The organism is Haloferula sp. BvORR071 (assembly GCF_000739615.1).
Classification (GTDB): Bacteria; Verrucomicrobiota; Verrucomicrobiia; order Verrucomicrobiales; family Akkermansiaceae; genus Haloferula.
In genome coordinates this window covers 37,478-64,148 of the sequence record NZ_BATP01000036.1, presented here as the reverse complement: position 1 = coordinate 64,148, position 26,671 = coordinate 37,478, and the positions used below count along the sequence as shown (strand labels likewise).

Here is a 26,671-nt window from a genome sequence, read left to right as displayed (position 1 = left end):
CCCACTGGCCAAGGACATCATCTCTCGCCGGTACCAAACGGCAAGTTCCTTTGCTAGGGGGTTCCAGAACTTTCCCTTGTACTTGATGAACAAGTAATCGAGAAACTCTTTGATGTATGACGAGGGGTAACGGGATGAATCCCGCTTTCCGGAAAAGTCGATGTAGTCGGGGTGGATGTTCACCAGCGCGAGGCCGCCGTGTTCGGCGATCCAGTCGAGCTTCTCCTGCCAGATCATCGGCGACTCTTCGCCAAGGATCAGGAACAGGGTGGAATCCTGGGGCAGCGTGTAGGGCAGCTCAACGTAGCCAGGGCCCGCCTCCAGCCCGCCAGGTGCCACCCGGAAAGGGAAGATCGTGTGCGAGCCTTCCGGCTGCGGCTCGAAGGGATCGGTATCGAAGGTGGATGCGTCGTAGAGCACGTTCAAATCGTGGATCCAATCGAGTTGCCGGAGCATGAAGCCGGAGCGGAAGCCCACCGCACCCCAGGCCGCGAGGTAGTGGTTGATGCGGCGTGCCTTTTCGCGGAATCCCTCGCGGGAGCCGTAGAGCCTGCCATCGTGGTTCAGGTCGTGGACGCCCACTTCAAAGCCCTTGGCCTCCAGCCATTCACGGAGCGCCACGGGATCATCGTAGGTCCCTTCGGGGATGAAGTTGAAGGAGGAGCACAGCCCGTAGGAGATTTCCATCTCCGCCAGCTCACGGACCCTCGTCAGCCCGCTCGGGGACTCCACGTCATGCGTGAAGACCACGGCGAAGTCCTTCCCTTCCGGCCAGCCCTTCCAGCCCTGCGGCTTGTCCCCAGCCGATTCGTTGATCGGCCAAGTGCCGGCGCACTGCTTGAAGATGCCGCGCGCACGACCGCGCCGCACCGCCAGCCGCAAGGACCGGGGGATGAACGGTTTGATCCGGAAGTAGGCCCGGGTGAGCAGTCCGGGGGGACTGCCCGATGTCGCCTCATACGAGGGAGCCATGGGTCGCGGCATCTGGGGGAGGAGGTACCTGCGGCGGGTGCAACCAGAGGAGTTGCTTGTCTTGGGGGGAGCTCGTCGGGGTGATCAGACTTCGCTTTGGACCCAGTTCGGCGCATGCGACCGGGCCTTGTTGTAGATACAGGAGACGTCGGCTCGACCCTTCACCAATTCCGAGTAACCCCACTTCAGGGTCTCGCGGTTGGTGTCCTCGCCATCGACCACCAGCAGCACCTTGTCCATCAGACCGGCCATCGCCAGGGTCGGGCTGGTCTGCGCCAGCGCCGGCATGTCGAAGATGATGTAGTCGAACTCGCTGGCGCGGAAGTGCGGCAGCAGTTCGTAGAGGTGCATCGGGCCGAAGGCCGCACCGTTGGCTTCGCCGCTCTTCCGGGACGCCGCGCTCGCTAGGTAGAGGTTCTGCGAACCCTCTTTGAAGCGGGTGTTGCGAGCAGCTTGCAGGGCACCCACCAACGAGTGCAGCGGCTTGTTGCCGAACATCGGATTGTCATCCGGCAGATCGGAGCTCAGGTCCACCAACAGCACCTTCGCGCCATTCACTTCGGAGAAGGCCTTGGCCAAGCCCGCCGCGATGGTCGAGGCGCCAGCACCTGCAGACAGGCCGGCCACCGCCATCAGCTTCGGCTTGTGGGTCATGTTGTTGACCTGGAAGTTGAACACGATGCGGTCGCGGATAGCTTCCGAATACGGGTGGATGAAATGGTCGGTCTTCGGCGGGTAGGAGTTGAAACCATTGTTACCGCGCACCGCGGGCAGCGCAGGGCGCTCCCCTTCCCCTTCGGCCCCGCGATCGTTCGAGATCAGCAGCGCGCCGCGGTTCTTCGGCCGCACGAAGGGAATCGACAGCATCAGTGGCAGTTGCAGGCGCGACTCGATTTCGGTCGGGCGCTTGATCCGGCGGTCGATCACCAGTTCCAGGAGGAAGGCAATGCCCACGCCGATGCCCACGCCAGCTCCGGCAAGGCCAATGATGATCTTCTTCATCACCTCGCTGAAGGTCTTGATCGGAGGCGACGGCTGATCCACCACGCGGATGTCACCCATCGTCGCTTGGTCCAGCGTGCCATCGATCTGGGCCTGCTTCAGGCTCTTCTCGAAGCTGCGGAACTCCGTGTCTTCCGTGTCGCGTTTGCGCTCAAGATCCACGATCTTCGGACCGACGACCGCCAGTTGGGTAAGCCGGCTGCCGCAGGTTTCCAGATCCTTGCTGTAGGAAGCGATCCGCGCATCCAAGCCGGCCAGCTTGTCTTTCTGCACCTTCAGTTCCGCGGCAGGATCAGCCGCTGGCGCACCCGGCGCCACGGCAGCTTGCACCACCAGCCCCGGAGTCTTCTCCAGCATCTGCTGCTTCTCGGCGCGGGCCTTGCTCAGCTCCTTGCGGGTGCCGACAACCTGGCTGTCACCGGCGGCGAATTTCGCGCTCAGTTCGAAGTCGCGTTGCTGCAGGAACTCGATCCGCTTGTTCAGCGTCTGATAGGTGTCGATCTCCGCAGCGGTCGGCGCGGCAGGCAGTGCCGGTGCCGACTTCGCTTGAGAGCCGATCGGGGAGATTGAACTGCCGGCCAGTTCAGAAACGTGCTGCTCAAGGCGATCCACCAAGGTCGCCTGCTGAGCACGCTCCGCTTTGGCTGAGTTCAGCTCCTGCTTGGTCCGCTCGCGTTGCGAGGACAGCGAGAGCTTTTCGTCGTCCAAGGAAATGATCCCTGCGTCCGACTTCATCTTGTTCAGCTCGGCCTCGGTTGCACGCAACTTGGTGCCGACCTGCTCAACCTGCTTGGCCACCGCATCCAGGGAATCGACCGAGCGGTGAATCTTGAGGTGCTTCTGATAGTAGCGCTTCACCACCTCGTTCAGCACATCCACGGTGAGCTGTGGATTCGGGTGACGGTAGATCACCTGCACCACATTGCTGCCCTTCAGGGCGGTCTGCACCTCAAGCCCGTTCTGCACCACCCACGCGGCATCTTCCACGCGCGGCTGGGCAACTTCGGGAAGCAAGCGGTCCGGTCCGATGGCAGCCGCCACTTCCTTTGCCAAGTCACCGCTGCGCAAGATCAACATCTCGGTGTTGACCAGTTGCTCGGTGCCACGCCCGCCGACGATTTGTTTGGTCTCGTCGCCCTCCACGATATCGCGCTGCAAGACCGAGTTGATCGCGAGCTCCGCGGTCGATTCGAACAGCGGTTTGCGGGTGGCATATAGCGTCGCGGCCGCTCCGAGACCGAGGGCGCTGGATACCATGATCTTCCACTTGTGCTTGAATAGCACGTACAGAACATCCTGGAAGCCAAAGGACGGTTTGGCACCGCGGGGATCAGACTTTTGCATTTCGGGGGGTGGGGGTAGTTGCGTTATAAATCCTGAATTGGCGAAATCCAAGAACCATTCGACCGGTTAGATCGAATGGATAAGGGAGGGAAAACAGCAGGGAGACAGGGGGAGGGAGGGAGAAAGCCCGGGGGGGACGACCGGCGGATTACCGCATCTTCCGCACCAAATTTCTACCCGCGTTCGCGTAGGTTGAAACGGATTTTCCGCGTTTTTCAGGGTGAGATCGACCGGTCTGCGAGCGGCCGGGCCGGATTTCCCGCCACCACCGCTCCAGGCGGCACGTCGCGGGTCACCACACTGCCGGCGCCAATCATTGCGCCAGCACCGATCCGCAGCCCGCCGAGGATCGTGCTGCCGGTGCCAATCGAGGCGCCGTCTGCGACGACGGTCTGCTGGCACAGCCAGTCGGCCTCGCCTTGCTTGCTGCCATCCGTATTGGTCGCACGGGGATAGCGGTCATTGATGAAGCTGACATTGTGGCCGACAAAGACGCCGTCACCGAGGCTCACGCCCTCGCAGATGAATGTGTGGCTGGAAATCTTGCAGCGCGCACCGATGCTCGCGCCTTTTTGGATCTCGACGAAGGTGCCGATGCTGGTGTCATCCCCGATCGTACAGCCATACAGGTTCACGAAGGCATGCATCTTCACCCGCTCGCCGAGCTTCACATCCGGCGCAATCCGCAGCGTGCAAGTCGGCTCGTCCATCATCCAATCGCCCAATCGCAAATCCGGGCCCTCGATTCTCAAATCTGAAATCCGAAATTCAAATTCCGGATCTCAAAGCACTCCGCTCAAGCTCGGCAGCCCCTCGTCCAGAGCCTCCGGCTCCCCGGACAATGCCTCAAGCCGGCCGCTTGCAAAGGGCACCGGTCCGCCTTGGGCCAGCAGGGATTCCGAACTCGCCTCCAGGATCCGCACCATCTCCAAGCCGCGGACTCCGCAGCTCAGCGGTCTCGTGCCGTCGCAGACACAATCCACGAAGTGAGCGCACATATTTTTCAGCGGCTCGCTCTGCTTGATCCGCGGCAGGTAGCAATCGCCATAGTGATACGAATACTGGAACTCCGCGAAGTTGTCGTAGTGCGGCGGGCACTCGACCCGCACGTCGTAGATCCGGATCTTCTCGAGCGGCTGCAGATCATCGTAAACGATCATCTTGTGCGTGCCCACAAAGGTCATCTGCCGCACCTTGCGCGGCTCCAGCCAACTGCTTTGCACGGTGGCGAAGCGGTGCTTGCGGAAGGTCAGCGACAGGTTGGTGACATCCTCGATCCCCGGGTGAATGTGCGCGTTCCCCTGGCAGTTCACCAGTTGCGGGCACTCCCCCATCACATGCAGAATGATCGAGAGGTCGTGCGGCGCGAGATCCCAGGCGACGTTGATGTCCTTCTGGAACAGCCCGAGATTCAGGCGCTGGCAGTTGATGTACTTCAGCTCGCCGATGCCACCGGAGCGGATGATCTCGGCGATTTTCCGGACCGGCTCCGAGTAGAGATAGGTGTGGCCGACCATCAGGGTCAGCCCGCGAGCCGCAGCCAGAGCGATCAGCTCCTCGCATTCTTCCGAGGAAGACGCCATCGGCTTCTCGATCAGCACATGTTTGCCAGCCAGCAGCGCCGCCCTTGCCAAGACGAAGTGGGTGCGCACCGGCGTCGCGACCACCACCGCATCAAGGGCGGCATCGCGCAGCATCCGCGCGAAGTCCTCGAAGAGAGCCGCCTGCGGATAAAGCCCCCGCATGTGGGCCAAACGCTCCGGATCCGGATCGCAGAGCGCGGTAACTTCCGCCGCTGGATGGGCGCTGAAATTACGGGCAAGATTCGGCCCCCAGTAGCCACAACCGGCAATCCCGATGTTCAAGGCCTTCTTCATGGCAAAAGGCGGGCTTTTTTCCGCTCAAACCGGGCCTTCAGGAGGACCCAGTCCGGGCCTTTCCGGCCCGCATCCAATCAACCGAGAACAGTCTCGTCCGCGTGGGCCGGGTAGCTCACCGCAGCGGCCGCCTCGCGGCGGCGACGGCGGTTGGCCACCATGCAGTCGCTCATCTGGCCGAGCAGTGCCAGTGGCGTGCGCAGGATGATCCAGAGATCGAGCAGCAGCGAGGAGTTGCGGGCGTAGTGAACGTCCATGGCGTTCATCTCGCGGAAGGTCGCGCGGTTCTTGCCCATCACCTGCCACAGGCCGGTGATGCCGGGTAGGACGCTGAAGCGCTCGCGTTGACTGGCGGAGAAGAAGTCATACTCGTTCAGCAAGCAGGGGCGCGGACCCACCAAGCTCATCTCACCAAGGAGCACGTTGAGCAACTGCGGCAGCTCGTCGAGACCGGTGGTACGTAGCAGGCAACCGCCGGGGATCAGCCGCGAGTCACCCAAGGTGTCGAGCTTCACCATCGGCTGGTCGGACTCGACCAAGCGCCCGACGTGAACTTCGTGATCCTTGGTCGAGGAGCCGTGCCGCATGCTGCGGAACTTGTAGAGCGTAAAGGGCCGGCCGCCGAAGCCGATGCGCTCCTGGCGGAACAGTGCCGGGCCGCGGGAAACCAAGCGGATCCAGACGGCAACGCAGAGAATCAGGGGAATGGCCAGCGGCAGCGCGGCCAGTACGCAGGCCACATCCGACCAGCGTTTCCACCGTGATGTCGGCCCGGTCTTGATCGGAGCCAGCACCTCGTGAAACGAGGCTTCACGTCCCGCGCGCTGAGTGCGCCGCAGGTGGTGGGGTGCCCGGTATCGAGGGCGCTCTAGGCGAAGCGTTGAAGAATGCGACCGTTGCAGAGGAGCAAATGCAAGGCTTCGCCGTTCCTTCGTGGGAGTTGTCATCCGGGGGGGGTGGGGGGGGAATGGATTGACGAGGTCGGGAGAGTTCAGGGCGTGGTCTGGCTTTTGGGGATCGTGCGTGGGTTTGGTGAGCGTTCCGTCCTTGGGGCTTATGGATTCAAGCTGCCGCCCGTGGTCGTATGGCGTCTCTCAACGCCAAAACCCGTGAAGGCGACAGTCAGGGAGTGACCTCCTCACAGGTGAGGGCCCTGAGAGACTTGTCAGGCGCGTCTGCTTCGAGAAACGGGAAGCGGGTGAGTGACGCGGGGGACTCGTCGGGGGATCTCAGATGGGGGGAGATTTGCTGGGGGTGGAACGAACAGCGGCTCTTTCTATCAGAATGAGGGTGAACCTCAAGCAATTATTGGAAGATCTACGTATGCCCGAATGACAAATTTGCAAGATCCCGGTCTTGAGCGGCCGGTTTCGCCGGTAAACAGCATTTTCTGAGGCCAAAATTGGAAAAATTCGCAGCAGGCATCTCGCAACAAATCCCTTACGGACTTGTGGTTGCCAATGCAGAGGAGGACGAGAGTCATGCCTGACAAGGCAGCAGGGGTTATGCCAAGACAAGCAATGCGAATGATCTTCCGGCTCGTGAGATCAATCCATCCGTGACGTTTCGATTCGCGAAACTCGCCGCACGAAAAACGGCGGGCCGCCCGAAAAGGACAGACCCGCCGCTGGGTTTTAAAGGTGGGGCTGAGTCCAGCTGCGTCTCAGTATTCGAAGGAGAGCCCGGTGGAGAGCTGGCACTGCGAATAGTCCTTCTGGCCGTTGTTCTCCGCCACCCGCAGGGTGCTGGTCCAGAGGATGCGGTCGTTGTAGATCTTGCGACGGTAGGTCACGAAGGCGTGCAGGAAGTCGTCGTCCTCGCGGTTGACCGCGATCAGGCCGACCGGCTCATACTGCGAGAAGCTGAAGCCGAGGCCGAATTCCAAGGAGCCGCGCTCGAAGGTGCGAATCACGGAGGTATCGAAGGACAGATCCTCGACCATGTAGTTCAGGTTCACCGGCGAAGGCACGGTGACGTAGTGCACCCCACCCTGCCAGGTCCAGCGCTCGTTCATGACGTACTGGACGTCCAAGCCACCGGTGAAGCCGGCATCGCGGCCGCCACCCTGACGGGAGTTCTTGGCAAACTCCACACCGGCCGCGGCATCGAAGAAGAAGCGCTCACCCCACTTGTAGCGGAGGTCCACCAAGGTCGCAATCGCGTCGCGCTCACCGGTCGTGTCCGAGCGGGTCAGCGTGTGGCGGAGCACCGGACCGATGCTGATGCGTTCGGTTGCGTCCCAGAGGCCGGAGATCTGCGAGGTGTAGATGTCGGAACCGCTGCGGGCACCCGAGCTGTAGTCGGACTGCGAGGCGGTCCACGCGGCGAGCAGCTTGGTGCGTGGCGCGACCTGATAGGAGCCCCGGATGCCGTAGTTGAAGATCGAGCCCTCGATGAAGCCGCCGGCCAGACGATCCGCGGACGAGACTTCGTCGTAGCTGGCGAAGAGTTCGACGTTGGTGCGGGCACCATTGAACTTCAGCCGCATGTCGGCGGAGTGGTCGACACCGTTGAGGTAGGAGTTGTTCCAGTAGGTATGGAGGGTCGGGGCATAGCGCGCTTCGAAGGACCACAGCGCGCCGCCTTCCGGATCGGTGCGGTAAGTGATCCAAGGCGTGAGATCGGCAGTGACCTCGCTCTCCGGGTAATCCTGAGTGATGAAAAAGTTCGAGTCGTAGGTGGCCTCGGCCTCAACCCCGAAGTAGAAGCCGCCCTTGACCCCGCCAAGGGCCTCGACGGGCGACGGAAAGAAGCCTTCGTCGGCAAGGGCGCGGTTGCCATCAGCGACACGCAGCGAAAAGTCCTCGGCCGGGGAGGTAGTGGGGAGAAGGACAAGCGCCAGCAAAGCGGCGGCAACGGCTCTCTCCATGGAATGTAGAGGGGGGGTGAACATTCTAACGGAGTCTGGGTGAACTAGATGATCTTTTTTGATTTTTGCTAGAGAAGTCAATTCGAAACGGCACTTGGAGACCACGCGATCGCGGGTGTCAGAAAGGCTGAAATCCCCACCAGAACAAGCCGCTCGCGCGGTCCAACAGTTGGAGGGCTGGAGGGAGCCGGCCGTTCAAAAAAAGCGGCTGGGATGGACCGGCGGTGGGATCCTAGCAGCCCCAGGCGCCCTGGAGGTCTTGCATTTGAGTCCATCAGCGTCCGACCTCGGCATTCATCGCCGTAGCTACAGCTTCAAGGGAACGGGCCAAACCTGCATGGCTACCCGGATCACGTGAGCGGCTGCGCCGCGGGCCCCGCATGCTCGAAAATATCTGGCGAGTTCTTGGTAAAACCGCGCAATTGCCTGCCTGTCGGCGTCGCTGCCCTCACGTAGCAGTTCCGCTATCTTCGCGCCCCGCTCCCATGCCCCAACGTAAGGGCAGCACGCAAGCCGCACTCGCAAACAAGACGCTCTTTGGCACTCCTCCCAAGGAAGCTCTTCAAGAGTCTCCCAAGCCTCCAAGATCATTCCCAATTCCAAGTAGCTCTCTGCCTGCTTGATCTTTGCTGTGGAAGTAAGGGTTGCCGGGGCCGCGCGCTTTCTTCCAGAAGCGCCGACCTCTCCGACCTGGTGGAGTTCAGATCGAGCAGGGAGTTCAGACATTTTTCACGCGTTTGAGTCTACGATGCCTGGGCTTCTTCGCAACGCGGGCATCATGGATTGCCTCTGTTCGTGGGTGATGGGAAGAAGGTACCGGCTTCCTTTCGATGGGCTCAGGCGCGATTGCGGCGATTCATCAGAGCAATGCTGCCGGCGAGCGAAAGAAGAAGAGGGGCGCCGGGTTCGGGGATAGGAGTGACAATACTGAAGGCTTCGCCACCACCACGATAGTCCCCGGTGAGGGTGATGGAAAAGGAGTTACCGGAGATGGCGAAGGCCCGACCCTTGGCATTGCTGCCTGCTGCATCGGCACGGTAGATGCCGGAGCCCACGAAGGTCTCGACGAAATTCGGCGGGGGACCCCAAAGGTCATCGGTGGGGAGTTGGGTTGTGCCGATGGCGGTGAGGCCGGAATTGATGGCCATGGTCTGGTAGTTACCAGAGGCATTTTGGCCGAGGCTGCGAACTCCGAAGACGGAGCCGGGGGTGAAAATGCCATTGTCCAGGGTGACGGTCATGGTGACACCTGCGAATCCGCCTGTAGAGCCGGGCTCGATAGCAAAAATGACCTCGGTGCCGGGGGCGTAGATGTCGCCGTTGCTGAGGGTAGTGGGCCCGGAGTAGCTGCTGTAGGGCGCGGCATTGTAGGCGGCGTTTGCTGCGACGATGGAGTAGTAGCCGGAGTTCACGGAGGTGAACGTAACGGTGCCCATGCCTAGTGAACCGAAGTTCAGGCGGACGGTGCTGTTGCCCCAACTGGTGCCTTCCTGAGCGGTGTAGTCGATGCTCGTGAGAGTGACGGCAGCGGAACCCGTCGCAGGTGCGGAGAGCATCGTGGCAATGACGGGGAGGGATCTGAAGGGACGGCAGGACATATTTATATATATTACATCTATGTGTTTGAAAAACGATCTCGCCCGTGAGGGAATACAAGCGGGATCGAACCGCCCTTGCGTTCTGTCTCTATCCAAAGGGGATCAGGACAAGGCCGTGAGGAGTGATAACGTGTAGAGCAGATGCCTGGAGGACTGCAGGATCATGGTGGGTTTTCGATCAGGGGAGAGCTTGGTCCGATGCGGATCACGCTAGGGGAAATCGCAGGAGCAGTGCCGGGTCAATGGCCAATACCTTATTCAAAGTCTTGAATACGTTTCATGAACTTCACCACCTGTCGGTCTCCAGAGGGCTAGATCCAGCAATGCGGCATGGATGCCAGTCCATCCCGGGGAAATTCTCGGCGCCATCTTCGGCCGGTTCTGCATCGGAAAGTAGAGGGAGGGCAGACGCCCTCCTTCTTTCTCATGACTGCCTTGTTCGATCTGTGGCGTAGGGAGGATAATTCACATCGGGGATCAGCAGCGGCGTCTCCGGCGGAAGAGTGCCAGTGATCCGCTGAATCCGATGAGCAATGCGGCAGAGGGCTCGGGGACGACACTAAAATTACTAAGTGCTACATCAGCTGAAGTGTTTCCATGAAGAGTCAGCGAAACCCGATCAATGTCGGTGAAATCGGCACCCGAAAAAGAGGAAAACGGGACTAGATAATCGTAGGTGGTAGCGGGGCCCCCAAAGGATCCGTGTGTCAAAGTGGTTGTTGGGGCGGTGAAGGAGGTGGCTCCGTTCCAGACAGTGATTTCGACCGTGCTGCCGGTGACGCCGTCGTTCAGCCAATGGGTAAATGAAAAATTGTCCCCCTGGCTTAATAGGTTGAGATTCATCTCGGCCCCAGCACCCCATTCCAGCACGAGGTCGGCGCGATCTCCAGTGCCTAGATCAAGGCCAAAAAGGCCATCAAACAAATAGCCTGAGACACTTATTGGGACTACGCCGGTGGTGATTGTTCCGGTTAGGGTCCTTTCGGTGGATACTCCGCCGAGCAAGATAGTGGTCGTGTCCACATCAGTCGATCCAACCGGCATGCCGGAGAGCTCAACAGTTTGATTAGGAGAGGTAAAGAAGCTGAGTTGAGCGTGCAACTGGGGAGCGGAAGCCAGTAGTGCAGCTGCCAGCACGATGGGTGATTTGGGTTCATTCATAGCAACAATGATCAGGGGTGATTTCGCTGGGGTTCAATTGGATTTGGGTCTATGGGAAACGCGTTGCGTAGCGCACAGGTATGCGGGGCTCGCAAAGGAGATTGGGGCTAAGCAGTAGAGTGGAATTTGTTGGTTGGAGTGGCGGAAGTGAGACGCAACGGATTTTTTGTCCGTCTGTTAATTAATTGAGGGAGTTATCCCATCGAGTATTCTACACTTACCTCACCGCGCACCCGAGAGTGAAGCTCCAGCGGGCCTTGGTATCGCCGCTGTAGAGGTCACTTCGTAGCTTCGGCAAGGAGCCAAGTTGGACATTGACTGCGAGTGGAAACGCGCCAAGGGCTTGCAGATTCGTTCTGCCTCGGGATGAGGCTTAGCGATGGACGCATCCATCAACTATCAATATAACAATCCAGGCCAAAACTAGAATTCCGCTGATCACCGCATAGAGCAAGCGGCGGGCAGCGCGTTCATAGGCGGAGTCCTCTTCAGGCATTTTTCCCGATCAGTCCAATATTGTCACCGCAGGTGCCAAAATCATTCTGTTTATTTGTTGCGCGCGCAAAGTGTTTTGGGGTGAGCGGCCATGATGTTTCTTGTGAAAAAGAATCTATATATGTTGCGGCTAGAATCTGGCTCAGACGATTGGGCGCCTTGAAGATTCGTCGGACGAGGCCGGAGGATGGGGAGAGACGGGGAACAGGAAGGTGAGAGATTTCGAACTTATTTCAGGGGAGACTCCGGGATTGTGACCGTCCTAACAGGATCTCCTCGGAGCCTTGGAAGCTGTTCTTTTCGGTTGATGCATTGGAGGGGGAAGTGGCCCGTTGAAGCCCGTGATGGCCCCCCAGAGGTTTTTACCACCACGGGCTCCGGTATGCTGAACCCTTTCGGACCTTCCCGGGAGTTATCCCGGAGAAGAGGGTCTGCGCTTAGGAGCGCGGATCTTGGAAATTGAAGGCATCTGTGAGGTTGTCTGAATAGACGATCGTTTGCACGGCGCGGACCTCACAAAGGGGATCCTGACAAGGCCGCAATGAGCGATTCTAGGTAGAGAAGGCGCTTGGATGAATGCAGGATCATGGTGGGTTTTCGATCGGGGGGAGAGCTTGGTCCGATGCGGATCACGCTATGGGAAATCGCAGGAGCGGAGCCGGGTCAATGGCCAATACCTTATTCAAAGTCTTGAATACGTTTCATGAACTTCACCACCTGTTGGTCTGGCCTTCCGGGCGCTTTCGAACAACGCGTCTGAGGCGATCATGCTGCTGATCGCCCCAAGTCGAATCCCTGTGGCTAGGGATTGATACCAAGGAATTTCAGATTGCCGTGGCTCGGATACGGTCGCTGCGGCTTTCCGGCCAACGAGAATTCTCTTCCGGGAGATCGGAAATCCGGTAAAAGGAACACCGGTTCCATTCACGCGCAAAAAGCAAATACCTAACATTTATTCAGAGGTGTCTGCCCGCCAGCGGCGCTGGCATCCATGCGGACAACGCTGTGCAATGCGTCCGTCAGCCCCTGCGTCATGCGGATCACTAGAACCGACAGTGGCCGCCATGGATAAGGGGTGAGCGGAACCGTCATGGCCCCAATGCCATCTTGGATCAGATGCAACTGATACGGCACCATCCTTTCGTTCTCCAGGCATCCCGGCACACCCTGACCTCCTCATCGCCACTTCACCCTAGTCCATGAAAACCATCGCATTCCTGTTGCTCCTGGCGGCTCCGACCGTTTTCGCCCAAGGCCCGCTTACCCCGCCCGGGGCACCGGCGCCCACCATGAAATCACTCAACCAGATCGAGCCGCGCCGCCCGATCTCCCAAGCCGACATCCCGGCGAACGGTTACTATAGCATCAGTGAGCCGGGCAGCTATTACCTGACCGAAAACGTCAGCTCATCCACCTCATTCAGTGGGGTCATTTACATCACCAGCTCCAACGTGACGCTCGACTTGAATGGCTTCACGATCACGCAAACCAACACATCTGCCTCCAATTTCACCAATGGCATCTTCGCCTCGATCCCGGCGGTCGCGAATCTCGTGGTGCGGAACGGCACGATCGTCGGCCCCACGGTGAGGTCAAGCGGCGGCAGCGTCGGGCAGGGCACCTTCAGCGAGGCCTCGACCCAAGGCATCTACATCAAGAGCCAAGGTTCCAGCGTTAGCGTGCCGACGATGAGGTTTGAGAATCTCACCGTCAGGAACTGGGGCTTCGCCGGCATCAGCTTGGATTACCCCTACGATGGAGAGACCGGACGATCGGTCATCTCCAACTGCTCGTTCATCAACATTGGGGAGATCGGTATCCGTTGCCGCGCGTCGGTTATCAGCGGCTGTAGCATCAGCCAGGTCGGCACGCAGGGCATCGAGGGCAGTAACAACGTCATTGAGCGCGTCATGATCGAACGGGCCGGGGGCGTCGGGATCGCCGGCGACCTCAACACGGTCCGCGCGGTCAACATGCGGTGGATCGGTTCGAACGGAATGGGCGGCGTCCAGCACAACATTGCCCAGTTGAATGTCACTGGAGCCGACAATGGTCTGGCAGTCACAGGCTCCATCGTCGTTGAAGCCTCGCTCTGCAACAACCGCTCGCACGGGCTCAACGGAACCCGGAATACCGTCTCAGGAACGACTGCCCACGCCAACGCCGGCAGCGGATTCAACGGCGACAGCAACAGCTACCGCAACGTCACAGCGACCAGCAACACCAGCCAAGGCATCAGCGGCGCGGGTTGTTCCGTGGATGGCGCCATGCTCAATTCCAATGGCTCGCACGGTATCGTGGGAGCCAACACCACCATCCGCGGTGCCAAGGCGTCCAGCAACGGCGGGGCCGGCGTTTACTGCGACAGCTCGTCGATCTCGGACTGCGTGGCTGATAACAACGGTGACGACGGCATCCGCGGCATCGGCTCGGTCATTTCCAATTGCCGGGCTTTCCTAAACGACAAGACAGCCGGAGGTTATGTCGCCGTCGGCATCGCCTGGAGCGGCGGAAAGATCCTCAACTCGCTAGCGGACACAGCCAGTCCGGCTATCCCCTGAGCGGTGCGCTGCTGGCGGCAAAGGCTTTGTCCCTGATGTCGATCCCTTCATCTCCTTCAAGCAACCCGGCAACATCCTGATCCTGTGATCACCATGCGCGTTTTCCATTTCCTGATCCTCGCCACGGCCATGCCGGTGGCCGCGCAGTCCACCATCGCCCCGGCTCAAGCAAGCGCCTACGCGGCCAATGCCGGATGGGTGAATTTCCGCCCTTCGGCGGCTGATGGCGTCGTCGTGGACGAGGCCTTCCTGTCGGGGTACGCCTATGCCGCGAATTTCGGCTGGATCCACTTCGGCGACGGCTCGCCCGCCAATGGCTATGCCTACGCTAACAACAGCGCAACCGATTGCGGCGTGAATCACGACGGCCAGGGCAACCTCGGTGGCTACGCCTGGTCGGCCAACACCGGCTGGATTCATTTCGGCTGGGCCACGGCCAACGACAGCAACCGCCCGCGCATCGACCTGCTCACCGGCGAGTTTTCCGGCTACGCATGGTCTCCCAATCTCGGCTGGCTCAATCTCGGCGGCGGCCTCCTGAAAACCTCCTCCATCCACTACGCGGACAGCGATGGCGACGGCATTGCGGATGCCTGGGAGTTCGCCCGCTTCGGCAATCTCAACGCGGCCAACGCTACCAGCGACGCCGATCACGACGGCCAATCAGACGCGGCGGAATACGGGTTCGACACGCTTCCGTCCGATGCCACGAGCCGCTTCCGCATCCTCAGCCAATCGCTCAATGCCGCGGTCAACAGCAACCAACTGAGCTGGAGCAGCAGCCCGCGCCGTCTCTACCGGCTCGAATACGCCGCAAACCTGGCGGGCCCCTGGACCCAGTCGTCGCTCGGGACCATCGTCCCGGACGCCGGGGCGAGCACCACCCGCTCGCTCGCCTTCCCGACCGGTCCGCGCACCTTCTTCCGCGCCGTGTCGGTCCGCCCACTGTCCACCGATTGACCAGTCGTCGATTCCGACAGGTTCTCGCACTCGAAGAAGGGCGAATCTCCGCTAGAATTCAGCGGTGGCACTTCAGCAGGACTAGTGCGGTGGCTGCGAGCCATGCAACTTGGATGATGATGTGAAACGCGATCATCGAGTTTTTGCAGATTTGTTAGATTGGAACCTGTGAAGCAGCGCAGGCCGCGGGGACAGGCGCGCTCAACACGCCACGAGAAGCCTCCATCCCTGCGGATCTGCGGAATGCCGGGAGGTGACCGGAGCTTGCCGACATGTCCGCCCTCGAAGTTCCGGCCCAATTACCCCAATTTTTCGACACCGGGCCGGGAACAACGCATCCGGCGCCGCAGCAGCAGGAACAATCCGAGCGGCAGGAACAACACGAGCCCTGGCTCCGGGACAGTGGTTGGAGTGGCGAGGGTGTGCGCGACACCTCCCGGGTGATGATTGGGTTCCCCTTCCTTCCCCTTCCTGGAAGCAAGGGTCCCCTCGCCTGTTCGTGAATGGAAATCCAACCGCAAGCAGGAGCTGGGATCGACCCAGTCGGAGATTGCTGGCAACGCAGTGAAATCAATGTTTGCCAGTGGTTTGGCATTCGCGCCGAACAAGAATCTTGCCAGAATGCCCATCCCAAGAATGCGACAGAGAAGCTGACTCCGTTCCATAGGTTTATCGTCGCGGGTCATTGTGGCCTCCGTCACATCTGACCAATCATGCCCGGAGCCGCACACACGACGGCTCCGGGGCACTCATGGGATTCATCGGGACCGTCCGGACAGCAGTAGCTTCATGACCTGGGGGGGCGGTTTGGGTAAACTACTGCTGCCCGGTGGGGTGGCCGAACGAAGCTTGGATGGTTCCTAACTTGGGTTGAGTTGCCCATCAACGGGCCTGAAGTATCGAACTTTTTCGATTCTATATCCGCTCGTCGCCGTCGGAGCAGCTGCTGTCATCCAACTGTCGCGACCTCCTCCACTCCTTCGGGGTCTGGGCCGTCTCCCGCTTGAAGAAGTTCGAGAAGTCGCTCTCTCCCGAGAACCCGCACAAGCGGCCGATCTGGGAAATCGGCAGGTCCGTGCTGAGAAGGTGTTCCTTGGCCTTTTTCGTTCGGAAGAGGCGGATCGCCTTGCCCGGTGACATGTTGAAGGCCCGCTCGAACTCCTTGTAGAAAGTGGCCCGGGACGCCCGGGATTTCTCGATCAGGCAGTCCACCGTCAGTCCCTCCGCAGGGTAGTTCTCCAGCAGCCGCCACGCTCTCTGGATGCCGCGATTGATCGGATTCGAACCACCTGTGGACAGTCGCTCCACCAGTAGGGCCTTCTGCTCGGTGTGGAAGGTCAAATCGCGGGTCAGCATGGTGGAGCCAAACAGGTGCCCGTGCAGTAGCCGGGCCGCTGCTTGACCGAGCTGGATGCCGGGAATTCTCACCGTGGAGATCCCCGGCGTGCTGTGGACGGCACATGGATGGTCACCCATTCCCAGCAGCGCGAGTTCGTCCGGCACGCTGATGCCGAGTTCCTCGGCCTTGCGCCAGACAAGCGCTGCCATCTCATCGTGGATGCACCAGAGGGCGGCTGGTTTCGGGAGGCTGACGAGGAAACGTTCGAGTTCGTGTTCGTCCGTTCCTGCGAGCAAGTGCTCAGGAAAACGGCCGGGATCCTTGCGCACGCCCTTGAAGATTCTTGCCTCCCGCTCATCCGAATCGATGCGGCCCTTGAACCGTACCCTGCATTCCTCGTCGATCTCCGGCCGGGTTACGAAACCGATCGTCTGCCGTTGCAGGCTGAGAAGATACTGATAGGCCAGCTCATAGGGCTGGCCGGCCGAAACCGTCGGCACTTGCCCGGTGAAGGCATTGTTGCAGCTCACCACCGGGACACCTCTTTCCCACAGTGGCAAAACCCATTCGCCGTCGCTAGGAGCGACCCAGGTCACTACCCCCGCCACCTCCGCCAGGGCGTCGGGAGCGGGCCCATATCCTTCTTGCAGAGGGATCAGAAACGCCTTCAGTCCGGTATTTTCCAGGCAGTAGTCCATCACCCCCTCGAACACGCTGAAGCGGCTCCTGAGGTAGCTTTCGCGGACGACGACACCCAGTTTCAGGGCAGAATTTTTGCTCGAGTCGATGGAGCGCTGGCACATTTACCGGTGGGTTTTGGGAAACGAACGAGGGTTAAAATGGCCTCACAATGTATTCATCATGTGAATTCACGAAGGCGGGCGACAGATGGTTTCGGCCAGCCGGGATTTCAAGTGGAAATTTATGCAAATGTCATTATCTAGACGAATTTTCTAGGCTTTGTGACTTCGCAGGAGGCAGCCCCCTGCATTTTCTCCCCTTTTCGTGGGAGAAGAATCCATCGGGACCGGGCAGGGTGCCGACGACGTGGAAAAATCCGCGATTCGGTTTCCAAGGATGGATGCAGATCTCCCGTATTGCCTCAGCCACTCTTGCGGATCATGGCGAAGCATTCTCCCCATATTGCCACTGCCGCTGGCTCCCCCGGACTGGCCCTTGCCTACCGCAAGGACTGGGCCACGGCCCGCTGATGATCCTGTTCTTCTGCAGCTATCTGGGCACGCAATCCCGAGCCACCGGCTGGATCGCAGGAAACACCATTTTTTCGATCCCGGGGTTTCCAGCATAAGAATTAGCGGGCCGTCAGCGCGAGATTGGGGACGCTTCAGAGGCCACCGCCTCCACGGAAAACGGCAGCTTGGATGGGAATCCGGCCCGCAGAGCGATACCTCCGTCAAGCGGTCCAGATGGGATGGGACCGGCGGCGGGTGAGCAGCAGGAAGGATGAAAGCCCCGCCAGAGCCGCAGCCGACGGCTCCGGCACGCCAGTGATGGCCGCTATCGCGTCGGCGGAAGCCGAGATACTACTGAAATAGTATCTGGTGCCCGAATCAGCGGGGCCTTGCAGGGTCCAGGCACCATCCTCAAGCCGGTAGTAACCGGACGGATCAAAAAGCGCTGCGTTGAACGCGCCAACTCCAGAGGCATTCAGGGCGAATGTGTCTCCCCCGTAGTTGATCCCGGCCAGCTTCCAGATATTGTCCACGTCGAGCACGAAGGTGCCGCCTCCGGAATCGAAAGCGCTGAGCCCCGATTGATCTGAGCCGCCACCGAAACTGGAAAATAGAAAATCTCCGAGTGTCCCGATCGTTGCGACGCCCTCGATTTCCTGGGAGCCCCATCGTTTCACACCGTCACTTGTGCCGTTCCGCCATCCTTGAAGATTGCCTCCGGAATCGAGAATCTCCGCTCCACGCGGGCCACCCATGCCCATGGTAACCACTTCCATTCCGACAGGTGCGGCACCGGTATAGAGCTGCGCCCACTCAGCGAACGTTCCACTCACCTCGGCGATCATTAGATCGGTTCCCGGAATGAATGACTTGGAAGTGATGGAATAAGTGGAACCCTGATAGACAAATTGGCTCCATGGGATATCCGCATGAGCCGCTGTGATGAAGTGAGAGGGTGAGATAGCGGTTCCCAGGACCGTGCCGAAAACTCCCTCATACTGCCACCCCGCCCCGGCCTGTTCGCCATCCGGCGCCGTGGTGTGATAGGCCGGATCTCCAGAAGTGGCAAACAGCACGCCATAGGCGAAATCTCCGCTTGTCGAAAGACAGGCGGAGACCGCGGTTAGCAACCCTTTAGTGACGGGTGACGTTGCCATGATTATCGGGAAAATGAATGCTGACGCGGCACAACTCAGCGCCGGCGACGGCGAAGTAGAACCATGCCACCAGCGATGGTCGCGAGGACCGCTTCCGAAGGCTCCGGCACCGGCGTGGCAACGACAAAACTAAATGGAGTGGCGGTTGCAGCGAATGGGGTAATGCCATTCCCGCCCTGCCCGCTGACGCCGTAATTGCCGAGGAGAAGCTGCACCGAAAACTGGGAGACACTCTGATTGAATCTGAAAACTCCCCCAGAAGACTTGTTCTGGTAGCCCAAGGGAACGGCGGCGTTGTCATTGACCGCGTAGATGTCATTGCCACCACCGTCCTGACCCCAGACTCCGAAAGTGCTATTATAGCCGCCGTTTGGAATAAATGGGTCTCCTGCACCCGGGGCGTCGAAGATGGAGCCGAGCACGATCGCACCCGCAATGTCGTTTTGGCGGGCCAGATTGCCAACGATGAAGAGATCACCGGCCTGGAATGAGCCCGAGTCGAGCGTGATCATCAGAGTGGCGTAATAGGGACCAGAAATTCCGGACGGTCCCATGAGGCTGGCGGTGAAGCCGTCAGTGGACGTGAAGCTGGCGTTGTCGGGGTTGGTATATTGTCCCACGATGAGGCTGTCGCCACCGCTCAGACCGTAAGTGCCCGCGACAAGACCGCTGCCTGAAGATAAAAAAGCTGCAGATCCGTTCCCACCCAAGCCCGAGAAGGTCACTGTGCCAGTGCCGCGGGCACCGAAATCCACGCTCCAGTTCGGCGGAGTAATTCCGCCACCGGTATCCATCTGAGCCCAGACGGGCGAGCCGGTGGTCGAGGTCTGGTAGGTGGTAGCTCCGGACGCGTGCGAAGCGAACAAAAGAGCTGTAACAAAGGTGGATAGAATGTGGGTTGCTTTCATGTTATTGAGGGGTGGGGTGATGTCGGCTTGGTGGCGCAGGTTGGCATCGCCATCGAATAAGAGTGACGATTAAAATATGATCAGCACTTTAAAGAAAGTCGTGCGCCGCCCTGCTTAAGGACGAGATATCCAAAGGGAGATCTTGTTCGTAGAATCCTCTGAATCCTGGAGACTATTCCTTTCAGCTGATGTTGGAGGAAAAGAGCCCATTGAAGCCCGTGATGTTCCCCCCCTCCCAAGGGGTTTACCATCACGGGCTCCATTGTGCTATACCCTTACGGGCTTCCCGGGAGCTTTCCCGGAGAAGAGGGTCTGCGCTCAAGAGCGCGAATCTTGGGAATCGAAGGCATCTGTGAGGTGGTCTGAATAAGCGATCGTTTGCGCCGTGCCCACCTCACGAATGAGACGCGGACAAGCCCGCAATGGGCGATGTTGGATTGAGCGGGCACTTGGTGGAGTGAATGGTCATCGCGGGTTTTCTTTTCTAACGGGATGAAGCTTCTTCCGGTGAGGAACACACCATCGGAAACCGAAGAAACGCAGAGGGGTCAACGGCCAATACTTTATTCAAAGTCTTGAGTACTTTTCATGAAGTCCCCCACCCCTTGATGTGCGAAAATCTACGTAAAGACCGGCATCCTAGCCTATTCTTCCACTGCACCTCCGCTCCAAAAGGCCATTGGTGCGCTCCAGCAATCAACCGATCTCACGCCGCCGACTACAACCTTCGCCTCCACGGGTAAGACCAAGGTCTTTTTGAGGATCTAGGTGGAGTGGGGCGGCTGCGCCTCGTGTTCAGCGTGGATCGAGCTGATAGAAGGCCGCGCGCTCGGGGGACGGGAAGGTGAACTCAAGCTTACCCTGGCCGTTGATGACGGCTTGGCCGGCGACAACCGGCAGGAGCTGCAAGGGGGACAGACCGGTGAATTTCTTGATGCCCACGGTGAGCTTGAGCTGGTGGCTGCTTAGATTGACCGGGACCAGTGGCATGCCGGGATGCATGGCCTGGAGCTGGGCCACTGAATAGACGCCCGTGACGTTTGCGCCGGCCTGGAGGATGGCCACGAGCTCCTCATCGTTGACCTGCCAGTCGAAGCCAAGTGAGGAGAGCTGGAGTTCGAGCACGTCGTTCAGGCCATCGCCATCGGTGTCGTGGTCGAGTCCCAGCGATTGGCCGGTGAGGGTGACATCGAAGGAAGGATGGTTGGTGGCATTGCCGGTGATCCGCAGCACGGCGAGGCGGCTGCCAACGGCCTGCGGGACGAAGCCGACATCAAAGGCTGCGGTCTCATCCACCATCAGCGTCCGCGGCAAGCCGGGACGCTGGACGGAGAAGTCCGCGGTATCGCCCGACAGCAACTGGATGCCGGTAACGGTCATCGGGGCGGTGCCGACGTTGCGGAGGACCACGGTCTGGGTATCGCCAGGCTGGTTCACGGGAGCATTGCCAAAGTGGATGCTGGCCGAGCCACTGATCAGACCGGTGCCGGGCGGTTGCTCGACCTGCATCTGCGGTGAGGGCGGATCCGGATCGAAGAAATAAGCAGCGCCACGGTCAAAGCTGGCGCCGTCATCCAAGGGCGCGCCGACGACAATGTTATCGTTATAAACGGCGACATTGAAGCCGAAGAGATCGCCAGCCCGATGGTCCAAACAGTCGAGCACGTCGACGGGTACAGCCGGAGTAGCCGAGGTCATATCGTAGACATAGACGCCGCCGGAATCGACAGCGCCATCGTCAATCTCCGGGCCGCCGATCGCGATGCGAGAACCGGAAATGGCGACAGAGAAGCCGAAGGTGTCCTCGGGATTAGGATCGGGGTTATGGAGCACGAGGAAGGGAGAGGTGCCGGGCAGATCCGCCAGCGAGTAGACATAGGCGCTACCGGCATCGCGGGCTCCAGTGTCATTGAGATGCGCGCCGATCACTGCCCAATCCACGGACAAGCCCACGGCGTGGCCGAAGAAGTCATCCGTGGTGGGGGCGGGATTGTCGAAGGTGGCGATGGGCACCAAGGGGTTGGCGCTCGATAGATCGTAGAGATAGGCACTGCCGGCATTGGGCGCGCCGGTGTCGTTGTTATACGCGCCCACCAGAACCTGGGAGCCACAGACGGCAACCGAGTAGCCGAAGAGATCTTCCACAGCCGGTGCGGGATTATCGAGGACGGCGATGGGCTGCGTGGGAGTGCCGGAAGCCAACTCATAGACGTAGGCGCTGCCGGCATCGGAGACGGCACCGATGTCATTGCGGGCACAGCCCACCACCAGCCGCGATCCAGACAAGGCCAAGGCGTTGCCGAACTGGTCCTGCGCCGCGGGAGAAGGATTGAGGATGGTCAGCACCGGCGTGCCGGGCGTGGCGGAGCTGCGGTCGTAGACATAGACGACGCCGGAGTTGGTCGTGGGAACATCGTCCTGATAGGCACCGACCACCACCCGGTTGCCATCGATCGCGACGGCCGCTCCGAAGTAGTCGTTGGTATTGGGTGCCGGGTTGTCGATGATCAGGGTCGGGACATTCGGCGTGGGCGAGAGACGGTCGTAGATGTAGACGGTGCCGCAGTTGGAATTGCTGCCCTTGTCGTCATGGTGGGCACCGACCACGATGATCGAGCCCCAGATAGCGGTGGCGGTGGCGAACTCCTCCTCCGAGGAGATGCTGGGGGTATTGATGGAGAGGGCCGGAGCCGTGGGCGGGGAACCCGAGAAATCGAAAAGGTAGGCCGTGCCGACATCGCTGCCACCGGTGTTGTCACCATGGGCCGCGGTGAGCAACTTGCTGCCTGAGACGCAGACCGAGCGACCGAAGTTATCACCACTCTGGGGAGTTGGATTTTCCAGTGTGGAGATCAACACCGGCCAACCTGAAGCCAAGTCATAGACATAGACCCGGCCGGAGTCGGCGTTGTTCTGGTCATCCAAGTGATTGCCGAGCACCAAGCGGTTGCCGGACATCGAGACCGAGAAGCCGAACTCGTCGGCGAGGCCGGGATTGGGATTGGTAATGGCGGCGGCGGGCACAGCCGGTGTGCCGGAGGCGAAGTCGTAGAGATAGCAAGCGCCGGCATTGTCGGCGCCGGCATCGTGCTGCGGGGCACTGATCGCCACGCGGTTGCCAGCGGCCGCCACGGCCCAACCGAAACGCTCGTTGCTGGCCGGGCTGCCATCGGCATAGCTGGCCAGAGGAGTCTGGGGCGTGCCGGAGCTCAGGTCATAGACGTAGGCGCGGCTGAGATCGCCGCTTGCGAGCGTATCCTGCGGGGCACCGATCACCACCCGGCTTCCCGAGATGGCCACCGCCAGGCCGAAGTTCAGGCCCGATGCGAGCGGGTTCTGCAAAGACAGGACCGGCTGGGCGGGAGTGCCGGAGGAGAGATCGAAGACATAGGCCTTGCCCAAGTCGGCATTGCCGACATCACCATAGGGGGCTCCGACCAGCACCCGGTTGCCCGAGATGGCCACCGCGTAGCCGAAGGAGTCATTCTCCTTGGGGTCCGGATTCTGCAGGACAAAGGCCGGAACGGCGGGCGTGGCCGAGGCCATGTTGTAGACATAGACGATGCCAGTGTCCCCCGCCCCGGTATCGTCATCCTTCACGCCGATGACGACGTAGTTGCCAGACACCGCAACGGACCAGCCGAAGACCGCTTGGGTAGAAGGCTCGGGATTGGCGAGACTGTAAATCAGGGCACCGGTGGTGGAGCTGTAGATGCCGACGATGCCGCTGTCTTCCCCGCCGGTGTCATCGAAAGGCGAGGCAATCACCAGATAGCTGCCGTCCACTGCCACCGAATAGCCCAACTGGGTGTTGAGCTGGCGGGCGGTAGCCGGTGACAGGAAGGTATTCTCAAGTGAATAAGGAATCGGCGCGGCCTGCAACAGACTGCATGCAGCCAAGGCTCCCAGGAAGCATCCTGAGGCGACACGGTACAGCGGCTGGCGGAGGGAGGAGGACATCACAAGCGGCGGGGAGCTTACTTCATCTCCAAGCGGTAGAAGGCGGCGTTGTCAGAAACGGGAAATTGGAACTCCAGCTCGCCGGCGGAATTGATCACGGGCGTCGGCAAGACCAGAGCTTGGTAGGTCTGCAGGTCCGTCGATTTCTGGAGAGACATCGTGAGCTTGGCTTGGCCGGTCGTGGAATTGCGGGTGAACTCGGGTGCTTTCATGCGCAGGGCCTGGACGCGATTGGGCTCAAAGAGGCTGCCGCTGTTGAAGTAACTCTGGTAGGCGGCGACGAGTGCGGGGTTCGGCACCTGCCAGTCGAAGCCAAGCCCGGCCATGCGGAATTCGGAAACATCATTGAGGCCATCACCATCAGTATCCTCAGTGACGGAGAGCGCCCGTCCTGAGAGCTGGATCAGGAAGATCCCTTCATCGAAGTCACTGTTCTGGATGCGCAGGGTGGTGCTGCGGAGCCCGGAGGCGGAGGGATTCAAGGTGACGGTGAAATGGGTATCGTCATCCGCCGCGACATTCGAGCTCATGCCAGAGGTGCTGATCGAGAAGTCGGCGGCATTACCCCCCACGACCGTGATACTGGAGAGGTTCAGACTGGTGATGCCGGTGTTGAGGACATTGACGGTGATGCTGCCGCCGCCACCCGGGCCCATGGGGACCGGACCGAGGCTGGTCGATTCCCCGGTGAGGATTTCCTGGCCGGAAATTTCGACGGCGATTTCCGGAGCTGCCGGGCCGAAGACGTAGGCCGCGCCCTTGTCATTGGCAGTGCGATTGTCCGAGGGGCAACCAACTAGGACGGTGAGGCCGGAGACTGCGACCGCGGCACCGAACTGGTCACCGCCGGTGGCGGTGCTCTTCTTCTGGGTCGCCGACGAGACCGTGGGAGTCGGCGAACTCATGTTGAAGGAATAAGCGCGGCCGGAGTCAGTGGGCGAGTTGTCGAGATAGCAGCCGACAACCACGCGCGGTTCGGAAACGGCGACGGCATTGCCAAAGCGGTCATCCCCGGAGGGATCGGGATTCAGAAGCGTGTAGAGCGGAGCTGTCGGCGTGCCACCGGCGAGATTGTAGACATAGACCACGCCGGCATTGACCGCGCCGGTGTCCTTGCCGCTGGCCGCCACGGCCACGGTATTGCCGGAGATGCCGACCGCATTGCCGAAGCCATCGTCCGCGACCGGAGTGGGATTGGCCAAAACATAGAGCGGCACGGTAGGGCTAGCCCCGGCCAGATCGAAGACATAGGCGATACCCGCATCCGTGGCAGCGGAGTCATCCTTCACTGCGCCGATCACGATGCGGTTTCCCGAGATCGCCAGCGCGCTGCCGAAGTGGTCGTCCGCCGCGGGGCTGGGATTGGGAATCGTGTAGACCGGCAGCCCGGAGTTCGGGGGATTCAGTTTGTAAACATAGACGGTGCCGGAGTCGGTGGCCCCCGCATCATCGCTCTCGCAGCCGACGACGATGGTGCTACCGGAGATGGAGACCGCGCTGCCGAAGCGGTCCCCCACCCCGGGCGCGGGGTTGGAGATGACCAGGATCGGCGAGGTGTCCGGCAGATGGGCGAGGTCGTAAACGTAGACCCGCCCGGCGCCTTCGGCCCCTGAGTCCTCACCCGGGCCGCCGACGACCACGATGGTACCCGAGATGGCCACGGCGGCGCCGAAATTCTCATCCATGTCAGGCGCGGGGTCTTCCAAGGTCGCCAGCACATTGGTGGGCTTGGAGGCGGCGAGGTCGTGGACGCGGACACGGCCGGCACCGGAGGCGCCCGCATCGGTGCCTGGAGAACCGATCAGCATCAGGTTGCCATCGACCGCAACTGCGGCACCAAAGCGATCCACGGAGCCGGCGACCGGGCTGTCCAAGGCCAGCAGAGAGGTATCCGGAGTCGGCGAGGTGAGGCTGTAAATGTAGGTCGCACCGGACTCGAGGTCGCCCTTGTCATCGTGCCAGGCGGCGACCAGGACAGTGGTGCCGGAAATGGCCACGGCGTTCCCAAAGTAGTCGGCGGCGGCGGGCAGCGGCTTGTCCGGCGAGGCGACCGGGACAGCCGGAGTGCCGCCGGCGAGATCGTAGACGAAGGCGGTGCCGGCGTTCTCCGCGGCGGCGTCGTCCCGGTAGCAACCAACGGCGAGGCGGTTCCCGGATAGTGCCACGGCGGTGCCGAAGTAGTCGTTCGCGTGGGCTACCGGTGGGACGAGACTCAGGCGCGGCACATTGGGATCCGGCAGGGAGAGATCGTAGACGATCACGCTGCCGGAATTGAGGACGGCCGAGTCCGCGCACTCCACGCCGACAGCGACGAGATTGCCGTCCATCGCCAAGGCATTGCCGAGGCAGTCGTTGTCCGCCGGTGAGGTCTTGCCGAAGGAGTACTGAGGAATGGTCGGGGTGCCGGAATTGAGATTGAAGATATAGACGCGGCCGGCATTGGTGGCGCCGGTGTCATCGCGGTAGGCGCACACGGCGACGCGGTTGCCGGAGACGGCCACGGCGGCGCCGAAGTTATCATCATCCGCGGGAGTCGGGTTCGGCAGGGTCAGTTGCGGCTGCGCCGGCTGTCCTGAGCCAAGATTGTAAACGTAAACGGTGCCGGAATTGGCCGCGGTAGAGTCATCCATCCAAGCACCGACCACCACGGTATTCCCGGACACGGCGACCGAATGACCGAACTGGTCGTGCCCCGCGGGGTTCGGATTCTCCAAGGTGAAGAGCGGGACGGCGGGAGTCTGCGAAGACAGATCGTAGATATAAACGCAGCCAGCGGCTCGCTGGCCTGCGACCGTGTTGCAGGAGCCAACGGCAACGATCGGGCCAGAGATCGCGACACTGGTGCCGAACTCGCCGAAGGGCTCGGCGGCGGGATTCTCCAAGCGGTGGAGCAGCTTGCCGGTGGCGGTGTCGTAGATCTTCACCGCGCCGCAGTCCAAGCCACTGAGCGCATCGAAATTGTAAGCCGGAGAACCGACCACGGCGACGCTGCCCGAGACCGCCAGGCAAGTCCCTTGCTGCTCGGATTGCTGGGGCAGGGTCTTGGGCGCGAAGAAGGAGTAGCGCAAGGTGTCCGGCACCTGCGCGTGCAAGATCCCTGCGCCAACGACTGTCCAAGCGAGGACGCCGATCACACGAGAGAACGGAGAGAGGGGGGATGACCGGGACATTCGGGACTCGGACTGGGGGGCAGGCGAACCTTCAAGCCATGTGTCAGGAAGCACGGATCACGCCAAGAACGGGGGCGGCGGCGAACTATGCTGGGGGAGGGAGCA

15 protein-coding genes are annotated in these 26,671 nt (G+C 60.8%); 2 read left to right on the top strand and 13 right to left on the bottom strand.

Annotation, left to right across the window (positions count from 1 at the left end; all coding sequences use genetic code 11):
• From BV071_RS20415 to BV071_RS20375, 8 genes are all read right to left on the bottom strand, one after another.
• Positions 1 to 972, bottom strand: a 972-nt coding sequence (locus BV071_RS20415; RefSeq protein WP_052573667.1) for a hypothetical protein, incomplete at its 3' end; no start/stop codon positions are given.
• 84 nt (positions 973 to 1,056) lie between these two features.
• Positions 1,057 to 3,231: a cellulose synthase operon protein YhjQ/BcsQ gene (locus tag BV071_RS20410; RefSeq protein WP_265594686.1), complete on the bottom strand. Its 2,175-nt coding sequence runs from the start codon at positions 3,229 to 3,231 to the stop codon at positions 1,057 to 1,059.
• Positions 3,232 to 3,533: 302 nt separating this feature from the next.
• The gene (locus BV071_RS20405) at positions 3,534 to 4,028 is read right to left on the bottom strand and encodes an acyltransferase (protein WP_035611303.1); all 495 of its coding nucleotides are present in this window, start codon (positions 4,026 to 4,028) and stop codon (positions 3,534 to 3,536) included.
• 72 nt (positions 4,029 to 4,100) lie between these two features.
• Positions 4,101 to 5,195: a Gfo/Idh/MocA family oxidoreductase gene (locus tag BV071_RS20400; protein ID WP_035611271.1), complete on the bottom strand. Its 1,095-nt coding sequence runs from the start codon at positions 5,193 to 5,195 to the stop codon at positions 4,101 to 4,103.
• Between the two features lie 77 nt (positions 5,196 to 5,272).
• Complete coding sequence (locus BV071_RS20395) at positions 5,273 to 5,989, bottom strand: sugar transferase (protein ID WP_052573666.1); 717 nt, start codon at positions 5,987 to 5,989, stop codon at positions 5,273 to 5,275.
• Between the two features lie 869 nt (positions 5,990 to 6,858).
• Positions 6,859 to 8,064 (bottom strand): hypothetical protein, encoded by a 1,206-nt coding sequence (locus BV071_RS20390; protein WP_035611269.1) that lies wholly within the window; start codon positions 8,062 to 8,064, stop codon positions 6,859 to 6,861.
• Between the two features lie 836 nt (positions 8,065 to 8,900).
• Positions 8,901 to 9,620: a PEP-CTERM sorting domain-containing protein gene (locus tag BV071_RS20380; RefSeq protein WP_035611265.1), complete on the bottom strand. Its 720-nt coding sequence runs from the start codon at positions 9,618 to 9,620 to the stop codon at positions 8,901 to 8,903.
• A gap of 519 nt (positions 9,621 to 10,139) precedes the next feature.
• Entirely contained in the window at positions 10,140 to 10,823 is a 684-nt protein-coding gene (locus BV071_RS20375; protein WP_035611263.1) for a PEP-CTERM sorting domain-containing protein, read from the bottom strand.
• Positions 10,824 to 12,517: 1,694 nt separating this feature from the next.
• On the opposite strand from BV071_RS20375, the gene BV071_RS20370 reads away from it, so the two are divergent.
• Positions 12,518 to 13,879: a hypothetical protein gene (locus BV071_RS20370; protein ID WP_035611261.1), complete on the top strand. Its 1,362-nt coding sequence runs from the start codon at positions 12,518 to 12,520 to the stop codon at positions 13,877 to 13,879.
• Positions 13,880 to 13,972: 93 nt separating this feature from the next.
• On the top strand, positions 13,973 to 14,839 hold the full coding sequence (locus tag BV071_RS20365) for a hypothetical protein (RefSeq protein ID WP_265594685.1): 867 nt from the start codon (positions 13,973 to 13,975) through the stop codon (positions 14,837 to 14,839).
• 915 nt (positions 14,840 to 15,754) lie between these two features.
• Here BV071_RS20365 and BV071_RS20355 read toward each other — a convergent pair.
• The 5 genes from BV071_RS20355 to BV071_RS20335 form a co-directional block, all read right to left on the bottom strand.
• Positions 15,755 to 16,981: a helix-turn-helix domain-containing protein gene (locus BV071_RS20355; protein WP_035611255.1), complete on the bottom strand. Its 1,227-nt coding sequence runs from the start codon at positions 16,979 to 16,981 to the stop codon at positions 15,755 to 15,757.
• Between the two features lie 611 nt (positions 16,982 to 17,592).
• Complete coding sequence (locus tag BV071_RS20350; RefSeq protein ID WP_265594684.1) at positions 17,593 to 18,216, bottom strand: hypothetical protein; 624 nt, start codon at positions 18,214 to 18,216, stop codon at positions 17,593 to 17,595.
• 347 nt (positions 18,217 to 18,563) lie between these two features.
• Positions 18,564 to 19,436 carry a PEP-CTERM sorting domain-containing protein gene (locus tag BV071_RS20345; RefSeq protein ID WP_265594683.1) on the bottom strand — a complete coding sequence of 291 codons (873 nt, stop codon included), beginning with the start codon at positions 19,434 to 19,436 and terminating at the stop codon, positions 18,564 to 18,566.
• A 795-nt stretch (positions 19,437 to 20,231) separates the two neighbouring features.
• On the bottom strand, positions 20,232 to 23,396 hold the full coding sequence (locus BV071_RS20340; protein ID WP_081886125.1) for a choice-of-anchor D domain-containing protein: 3,165 nt from the start codon (positions 23,394 to 23,396) through the stop codon (positions 20,232 to 20,234).
• A gap of 17 nt (positions 23,397 to 23,413) precedes the next feature.
• Complete coding sequence (locus BV071_RS20335) at positions 23,414 to 26,476, bottom strand: choice-of-anchor D domain-containing protein (RefSeq protein WP_265594682.1); 3,063 nt, start codon at positions 26,474 to 26,476, stop codon at positions 23,414 to 23,416.
• Positions 26,477 to 26,671: the final 195 nt, after the last annotated feature.

Coding starts and splice junctions, on each gene's coding strand:
- BV071_RS20410 (WP_265594686.1), bottom strand. CDS start 3,231: ATGGTATCCAGCGCCCTCGGTCTCGGAGCGGCCGCGACGCTATATGCC.
- BV071_RS20405 (WP_035611303.1), bottom strand. CDS start 4,028: ATGGACGAGCCGACTTGCACGCTGCGGATTGCGCCGGATGTGAAGCTC.
- BV071_RS20400 (WP_035611271.1), bottom strand. CDS start 5,195: ATGAAGAAGGCCTTGAACATCGGGATTGCCGGTTGTGGCTACTGGGGG.
- BV071_RS20390 (WP_035611269.1), bottom strand. CDS start 8,064: ATGGAGAGAGCCGTTGCCGCCGCTTTGCTGGCGCTTGTCCTTCTCCCC.
- BV071_RS20380 (WP_035611265.1), bottom strand. CDS start 9,620: ATGCTCTCCGCACCTGCGACGGGTTCCGCTGCCGTCACTCTCACGAGC.
- BV071_RS20375 (WP_035611263.1), bottom strand. CDS start 10,823: ATGAATGAACCCAAATCACCCATCGTGCTGGCAGCTGCACTACTGGCT.
- BV071_RS20370 (WP_035611261.1), top strand. CDS start 12,518: ATGAAAACCATCGCATTCCTGTTGCTCCTGGCGGCTCCGACCGTTTTC.
- BV071_RS20365 (WP_265594685.1), top strand. CDS start 13,973: ATGCGCGTTTTCCATTTCCTGATCCTCGCCACGGCCATGCCGGTGGCC.
- BV071_RS20355 (WP_035611255.1), bottom strand. CDS start 16,981: ATGTGCCAGCGCTCCATCGACTCGAGCAAAAATTCTGCCCTGAAACTG.
- BV071_RS20350 (WP_265594684.1), bottom strand. CDS start 18,216: ATGATCGCCGAGGTGAGTGGAACGTTCGCTGAGTGGGCGCAGCTCTAT.
- BV071_RS20345 (WP_265594683.1), bottom strand. CDS start 19,436: ATGAAAGCAACCCACATTCTATCCACCTTTGTTACAGCTCTTTTGTTC.
- BV071_RS20340 (WP_081886125.1), bottom strand. CDS start 23,396: ATGTCCTCCTCCCTCCGCCAGCCGCTGTACCGTGTCGCCTCAGGATGC.